The 1,138-nt window shown below is 37.9% G+C and carries 1 protein-coding gene; it reads left to right on the top strand.

Annotated features, from left to right (window positions below; translation table 11 throughout):
* Window positions 1–322: 322 nt before the first annotated feature.
* On the top strand, window positions 323–1,138 hold an 816-nt coding region (repM, locus tag FTV43_RS15715), incomplete at its 3' end, for a replication initiation protein RepM (RefSeq protein ID WP_179991839.1).

Genomic DNA, 1,138 nt, shown 5'->3' with positions numbered 1-1,138 from the left:
CTAGCGGGTCTTTGAGAAAAACTGCCCCCAGGAATCGAGCGCAGCGAGATTCAATAGAGTTTGAGCGAAGCGAAAACATAGGGCAGTTTTAAATGCCGTTTTTAATTTTTTTGGGCTTTTAATAATATAAAAAGCTTTTAAATGCTTTTAGGAGGGCTGAAATCATTGGTATACGTGCGTTTCAGCGATCATTCTCCACCATTTACCTTGCAATACTCCACCATTTACCTTGCAAGAATTTCTCAATACTCCACCATTTACCTTGCATAATCCATCATAAAATATTATGGTGGATTTACATCATAAAAATTATAGGTGGGAGATGTCGGAATTAGTAGTCAAAGACAATGCTCTAATCAATGCTAGTTACAACCTTGACCTAACAGAACAACGGTTAATTCTGCTAGCAATTGTGGAAGCAAGGGAATCAGGCAAAGGAATTAATGCGAATGACCCTTTAAACATTCATGCAGAAAGCTATATAAATCAATTTGGAGTGCATCGAAATACCGCATATCAAGCCTTGAAAGATGCTTGTGATGATCTTTTTGCAAGACAATTCAGCTATCAAAGCCTTAGCGAAAAGGGGAATATCCAGCATCATAAATCACGCTGGGTAAGCGAAGTTATTTACGTTGAACAAGAAGCAGTTGTTAAGTTAATTTTTGCTCCCGCTATTATCCCGCTAATTACTCGACTAGAAAAACACTTCACAAGCTATGAATTAGAACAAGTTAGTCAATTAAAAAGTGCCTATGCTGTTCGCTTATACGAAATTTTAATTGCTTGGCGTAGCACAGGAAAAACACCCGTAATTGGGTTGGATGACTTTAAAAAACAGATAGGAATTAATGAGGGAGATTACAAGCGAATTGATGTACTTAAATCCCGTGTACTAGAGCCATCAATTAAGCAAATCAATGAACATACGGATATTATTGTATCTGTTGCACAGCATAAAACAGGGCGTTCAGTTACTGGTTTTTCATTCCGATTTAAACAAAAACCACAACCAAAAGTAGAACAAAGAACCGACCCAAAACGAGATCCAAACACACCTGATTTCTTTGTCGAAATGACCGATGCACAACGGCATTTGTTTGCACACAAATTATCTGAACTGCCCGAAGTTGGTAGC

This window comes from Acinetobacter sp. YH16053, assembly GCF_013417035.1.
Classification (GTDB): Bacteria; Pseudomonadota; Gammaproteobacteria; order Pseudomonadales; family Moraxellaceae; genus Acinetobacter; species Acinetobacter towneri.
The sequence above is the reverse complement of the archived record's forward strand: the minus strand, read 5'-3'. Positions and strand labels throughout refer to the sequence as shown.